Origin of the sequence: Novosphingobium mangrovi (assembly GCF_022818885.1) — a bacterium.
Taxonomy (GTDB): Bacteria; Pseudomonadota; Alphaproteobacteria; order Sphingomonadales; family Sphingomonadaceae; genus Novosphingobium; species Novosphingobium mangrovi.
The window spans coordinates 1-6,016 of record NZ_JALHAT010000079.1 but is presented as its reverse complement, the minus strand read 5'-3'; the positions used below and the strand labels follow the sequence as shown (position 1 = coordinate 6,016).

The 6,016-nt window shown below is 61.5% G+C and carries 5 protein-coding genes and 1 pseudogene; 4 read left to right on the top strand and 2 right to left on the bottom strand.

Annotation, left to right across the window (positions count from 1 at the left end; genetic code table 11):
- The 4 genes from MTR65_RS19945 to MTR65_RS19930 all read left to right on the top strand — a co-directional run.
- Positions 1 to 794 (top strand): putative 2OG-Fe(II) oxygenase (locus MTR65_RS19945; RefSeq protein ID WP_243803341.1); only part of this gene is annotated, 794 nt, incomplete at its 5' end.
- A 914-nt stretch (positions 795 to 1,708) separates the two neighbouring features.
- Positions 1,709 to 2,602 carry a LysR family transcriptional regulator gene (locus MTR65_RS19940; protein ID WP_243803339.1) on the top strand — a complete coding sequence of 298 codons (894 nt, stop codon included), beginning with the start codon at positions 1,709 to 1,711 and terminating at the stop codon, positions 2,600 to 2,602.
- Positions 2,603 to 2,685: 83 nt separating this feature from the next.
- A complete protein-coding gene (locus MTR65_RS19935) occupies positions 2,686 to 3,558 on the top strand; it encodes a 3-hydroxyacyl-CoA dehydrogenase family protein (protein ID WP_243803336.1) in 873 nt (290 codons plus the stop codon).
- A gap of 1 nt (position 3,559) precedes the next feature.
- Positions 3,560 to 4,453, top strand: coding sequence for an SMP-30/gluconolactonase/LRE family protein (locus tag MTR65_RS19930; protein ID WP_243803334.1), 894 nt, complete (start codon positions 3,560 to 3,562; stop codon positions 4,451 to 4,453).
- An 89-nt stretch (positions 4,454 to 4,542) separates the two neighbouring features.
- Here MTR65_RS19930 and MTR65_RS19925 read toward each other — a convergent pair.
- Positions 4,543 to 5,309, bottom strand: a pseudogene (locus tag MTR65_RS19925) (IS5 family transposase).
- A 66-nt stretch (positions 5,310 to 5,375) separates the two neighbouring features.
- Entirely contained in the window at positions 5,376 to 5,786 is a 411-nt protein-coding gene (locus tag MTR65_RS19920; RefSeq protein ID WP_243803332.1) for a hypothetical protein, read from the bottom strand.
- Positions 5,787 to 6,016 lie beyond the last annotated feature (230 nt).

The following is a 6,016-nucleotide window of genomic DNA, read 5'->3' as shown; positions in this document are numbered from 1 at the left end:
CCGATCTGCCCGCGCGCGAGGGCCGCGCAGGCGTGCTTGCCCGCGTCGAGGAAGCGCGCCACCGCCTGCGCTGCCGCGACCCGGAACGTGCCGAGGCGCTGCTGGCGCGCGCGCTGGAAGATGCGCCCCACGATGTCTCGGGCTGGGGGCTGCGCTCGCTGGCCTGGCGCATGCTCGACGACCCGCGCGAGGAATGGCTCCACGGCCAGCCGAACATGGTGCGCCGCCTGTCGCTCGCCATCTCCGATGCCGACTGGACAGAGATCAAGGCGCTGCTCCACGCGCTGCACGAAACCTCCTTCGTGCCGGTGGGGCAGTCGGTGCGCGGCGGCAGCCAGACGCGCGGCGGGCTCTTTGCGCGCACCGAGGCGCCGCTCAAGATCCTGCACGATGCGATTCTGGAGGTGATCGAGACCTACCGGACGGGCCTGCCGCCGCGCGACCCCGGTCATCCGCTGCTTGCACGGCGCGACGAGGAACTGGCCATCGCAGGCTCATGGTCGGTGCGGCTGGGGCCGGGCGGGCGGCACACGGTCCATATCCACCCCCAGGGCGTGCTCTCCTCCGCGCTCTACATCGACCTGCCGCCACTTGCTCAGGATGTCCCCGGCGCAGGCTGCCTCGAAGTGGGCGGCGCGCCGCCCGAAATGGGCCTCGACCTGCCCCCGCGCCAGATCGTCCCCCCGCTAGAAAAGCACCTGACGCTCTTTCCCAGCACGCTCTTCCACGGCACCGCGCCGTTCGCGCAAGGGCGCCGCATGACCGTGGCCTTCGACGTGGCGGTGCGCAGTTAAGGCTTAGAGGGCTCTCGAAAAGGACAGGAAGAAGGAATTCCGAGGGCCATCGCCCTCGGGCTCCCGATACTGTCTGGCTCAGCTTGCGCGCGCGGCGGTGGCTTGGGAAGGTGAGGTTGCCCATTCTGGGATCAAGGGGCAATGGCCCCTTGAGAAGAGGTCCTTCCAGCTTCCTCCGGTCGCTGTTCCCGATCAGGGGCCTCGGGCCGCGCGGTCAAATTTGGCATCGGTTGGAATGTCTGAAAGGGGCCGTTTGCGGAATGGCGGCTCACGACCTAGGAAGGACAGATAGCTGCCTTTCGCCTTCAAGTGTCGCGCATCACCGAGAAACGAGATTTTCTGAAGTTCGGCACACGCTCCGTTGCAGTCATCGGATTGGTTAGGCATTTAGACGTCGATGCGCAGACGACAGCACGACCGCTATGATTACCTGTTTCAAATAGTCAGCGTCTTCCTGACATTTGCAGCCATAGCTTTTTCAAGGGGTCAAGGCTGGTCTTGGCCACTTTCGATCACGTTCTTAATCGTCATCTCAATACCCGTTGGCCTTGGTCTCGCTTGGTTAAAGCACCAACTACAAAAGCGGAGGCGCTAAGGCAGCTTGCCACCCATCTGGGCCGCTGAGGAGCCTGGGCGGCAAGAGTAACTGGTCGGTCCGCTGCCAAGCGTGCCAAATCGGCTCTCGACCGACCGACAAGGGCGCCTATCAGGCACTCCGCCCGTCGGCACGGCGCAGCCCTTCTGCTCCCGACCCTTTCTTGCCGTTCATGCGCCGATTTTCGCTCACCAGGAGCAAACAGGAAGCTTCTCCATCCTCAACACGCAACGGGGGCGGTAGAGGACTTGCGAAGCACGCAATCAGCGACAAATGCCTTTGGCTTTCAAGAATTTCCCGCGAAGTCTATCTGTTACGTATGTGGAACGAGCATTACATCTTCATCGTCTGCGCGGCTCGGGGAAGCTTTTCCGCTGCGGCTGTTGAACTGGACATGCAGCCCTCCAGTGTCAGCCGTGCGGTGACCCGACTGGAGGAGCACCTTGGCGTGCGCCTGTTCGAGCGTACCGCACGTGCGCTTGTGCTGACGCCTTCGGGCCATGTCCTGAGTGAGGCGATCGGTCCTCATATGACCGCGATCGCCGAAGCCAGCGCCGAAGTACGGCGCAGCAATGCGCGGGCGGAAGGAGGGCTGCGCATTGCTGCCCCGCATGAATTCATTACCGCCTGGATCGAGCCCGTGATCGAGAGGCTTCAGGATGAGGGGTTCAACCTGCGGTTCGAACTTTTGGCGTCGGCCCATTTGCCTGATCCCGTTGGTGCTGGGGTCGACATCTTCTTCAGTCACCGGCGCGAGGATGTTCAGGATGCTACGCTGGTCTGCTCGCGCCTTCACGACGTGCCGCAAGGTCTGTATGCGTCACCCGCGCTGGTCACCCAACTGGGTGCTCCGGCGGCTTGTGCCGAACTATCGGACTGGCCCTGTCTGGTGCGGCCGGGAGAGACTTCCTGGCACTTCACCGATGCCGAAGGGGGCTCGGTGACGGTTCCCGTCAGCGCCGTCATTGCCGCGACACCTAGTCTGCTGAGACTTGATTTCGCGCGGCGCGGACGTGGCGCGATGATTGCCACCCGACAAGTGTGCGATCCACTGGTCACAGAAGGCCAGTTGGTAGAACTGCTGCCGGATTGTCACCCCGATCCTGTTTCGGCCTGGGCGTTTACCCCCGCACGGCGCCTGCCAACGCGGGCCCAAGTGCTGTTTCTGGAGCGTGTACGCGAAGCGCTCGAAAGCGATCAGTTCCTTGCGTAGACGCAAGGGCGCTTTGCGCCTACGAATCTACTGGCATGATCGAAAAGGCTTAAATGGACGGGAAACACGAAAGGTTGTTTCCCATGGATCTTCCCGAAGAAGCCACGATTGACCAGCGGCCCATGGCCGTTCTGGGCGCTGGTGTCCTCGGTCGCCGCATCGCCATGATGTACGCGACGCGCGGCGCTGAAATCCGCCTCTACGATACCAACCTCGACGCCGCCCAGAACGGTGCAGAGTGGGCGATGCAAGAACTACCCGAGGTGCTCGCGTCGATCGACGGCGCGCAAGCGGGAACCATCGTCCCGACGGACGATCTGGCCACCGCAACGCGGGACGTCTGGCTCGTGACCGAGGCGGTCCCCGAGAACCTGGAGCTCAAGCGCAGTGTCTTTGCACAGCTCGACGAAATGCTAGAGCCCGATGTGATCCTGGCCAGCAACTCCTCCTCGTACCCGAGCAGCGCCTTCAGCGATCACCTGTCCCATCCTGAGCGGGTCCTCAACACGCATTTCATGATGCCCCCCTCGGCGCGTCCGGTTGAGCTGATGAGCAACGGACATACCGCGCCTGAGATCATAGCTTTTCTCGCGGACCTGCTGGGACGCTACGGTCTTTCGCCCTACGTGGCGCAAACCGAGAGCGTGGGCTTCATTTTCAACCGCATCTGGGCGGCCATCAAGCGTGAATCGCTGCTGGTGCTGGCCGATGGCGTCGCGACGCCCGAGACCATCGATGCCATTTTTCGGGAGGCCACCGGTGCACGCGTCGGACCATTTCGGCTCATGGATAACGTCGGCCTCGATGTCGTTTTGGATATCGAAGAGCACTACGCTCAAGAACGCGATCACCTGCCCCTTCAGATCCGCACTCTCCTGAAACACTACATCGACGCCGGAAAGCTGGGCTCCAAGTCCGGTGTTGGTTTCTTTGACGACTACCAGAAGGCCTCCTGACATGACGATCCCTGCCGAAACCCGCTCGCGTCTCTATATCCTGCAGGCCCGTCCCCCCGCCATGCTGTCGCAGTCGCCCGAGGGTGGCGAGGTCGAAACCCTGTTCGAGGACCTTGGCGCGACGCCCGATGGTATCCAGGTCGATGCCGAGGCCGGCTACCTCTACTGGACCAACATGGGCCCCGATTTCGAGGCCTTCGACGGCACGCTTGAACGCAGCCGACTGGATGGCTCCGAACATGAGGTCATCCTTGGCAATGGCAAGCTGGGCACCCCCAAGCAGTTGTATCTCGACCGCGAAGAGGGGTGGTTTTACTGGTCCGAGCGCGAAACAATGCGCGTGATGCGTTGCCGCCTGGATGGGAGCGATCTGGAAGTGCTTGTCCAGCGTGGGCAGTCGCCGGCCGACAACGCCGACGTTAAGCGCCACTGCGTCGGGATTGCTGTCGACAACGCGCGCGGCTGCATCTACTGGACCCAGAAGGGTAACGATAACGCAGGTGAAGGTCGGATATTCCGCGCCCCGATCGCGCTGCCCGAAGGCGCGACACCGGAAAACCGCCAAGACATCGAACTGCTCGCTGAGGGTCTGCCCGAACCTATCGACCTGCACTTAACCCGCGACGGCAAGATACTCTACTGGACCGATCGCGGGGCGCCTCCTGAGGGCAACACGCTCAACCGTGCGCCAATTACCGAGAATGGTCTGGGTCCGGTCGAGATCCTGGCCTCAGGATTCGAAGAAACCATCGGTCTCGCCGTCGATGAAGACACCAACGAAATTTGGGTAAGCGATCTGGGCGGCGAGGTTCGTCTCGTGAATCTGCAGACCCGGGAAGAACGCGTTACTGGCAAATACGGTTGGCTGACCGGTATCGCCCTTCTGCGCCAATGAGTTGAAGGCGCTGCTCGGCTCGGGCCGGACAGCGCCTTCGCACGGCGGTGCCGACCACAAGGGAGGAACTCGGAGTCCGATTGAAGAAATTAGGGCGTAGACTCATAAACGCGCAGCCACAGCCGCATTGAGGCGAGCTGGACCATGGCGAGGAAGTTCTCGGCTATCTTGTCATAGCGGGTGGCCACCCTACGGAAGTGCTTCAACTTGGAGAAGAAGCGCTCGATCAGGTTTCGTTCGCGGTAGAGCCATGTGCTGAAGTAGGGCTTTGACCGCCGGTTGGACTTGGGCGGAATGTTGGCGAACGCCCCTTTCTCGCGGAGAGACGCCCGGATGCGGTCGGCATCGTAGGCCTTGTCCGCCAGAACGATTGTTCCGGCACCAACATGCTCGAGCAGATCGTCAGCAGCTTGCCCGTCATGACTTTGCCCGGCGGTCAGGCTCAACCGGATCGGGAGACCTTGCCCATCGACGACCGCATGGATTTTCGTCGTGAGGCCGCCTCGGGAACGACCGAGACAATGATCTCGATCCCCCTTTTTGCCGTCGCAGCTTGTTGATGGGCGCGAACGGAAGTGCTGTCGATCATCTGGATGTCGCCGTCGTGGGCAGCGGTGATGGCATCCATCATCCGATCCAAAACGCCAGCTTTTCGCCATCGCACGAAGCGGTTGTAGCAGGTGGTGCGCGGACCGTAGCGCTCCGGTAGGTCGCGCCATGGCGCGCCAGATCGCAGCACCCAAAATATGCCGTTTAGCACACGTCGGTCATCGACACGTGGGACGCCTCGCGGCTTATTGGGCAGCAATGGTTCGATCACGCGCCACTCAAAGTCGGTCAGATCATATCGGCTCATGCCGACGCTGAATCAGAGTTCCGATTACGGGTAAAGTCCGCAGTTTGGTCCATGCACGCCCAAAGATCAGCTTGCAGACATAGCTTTGCATTGCATGTCCGTGCGGCTGTGCCTGGAGCCGCGCGGCGGTCGATGCTTCACCTTCCACCCGTCAGTTTTTTCCTGACGAACGAACTGCGCAGTGCAATTGAGTCGGTCAGGGGCTGCTTCGTTGAAGGCCATCCGCACGCCGCCGTCACGCAACAGTGTAAAGGAGCAACGATGTCCCTCGCGGTTGCTGCCACAGGACATATCCAGAATGTGGAGGTCAGGCGTCTTGGCGTCTTCCTGACCCGCATTGTACCAAAGCGATGCCAGCCAGTTACCGTTGCCAATCATGGCGTTGAGTTGCAAATCGTTCCAAATTGCAGCGCGAAGCTGACCGGCTAACGGTTCCTCGGGCGGAGAGAGAGACGCTGCGGCCATGATGGTCAGCATGAACAACATGTGGCCAACGATACCACGCCAGACGGCCCTTTCCACCCCAACTGCAACGAAGTTAATTTATGGGTTCACGACCTAGATATGAGCTGCTCGCCTTAATTGATAGCAGCTTATGGCAAAAAGGCTCATTGCCTGCGAGACGTCGAAGCGCTTCTTGTCATCGCGAACCCATCGCGTCACTAGATACTAAGCAGGGGGCCGCGCCCATCACGGTAGCCGGCAAA

What these genes read in the sequence shown, in the direction of transcription:
- MTR65_RS19935 (WP_243803336.1), top strand. Translation starts at nt 2,686, where the DNA reads ATGGATCTTCCCGAAGAAGCCACGATTGACCAGCGGCCCATGGCCGTT.
- MTR65_RS19930 (WP_243803334.1), top strand. Translation starts at nt 3,560, where the DNA reads ATGACGATCCCTGCCGAAACCCGCTCGCGTCTCTATATCCTGCAGGCC.
- MTR65_RS19940 (WP_243803339.1), top strand. Translation starts at nt 1,709, where the DNA reads ATGTGGAACGAGCATTACATCTTCATCGTCTGCGCGGCTCGGGGAAGC.
- MTR65_RS19920 (WP_243803332.1), bottom strand. Translation starts at nt 5,786, where the DNA reads ATGCTGACCATCATGGCCGCAGCGTCTCTCTCTCCGCCCGAGGAACCG.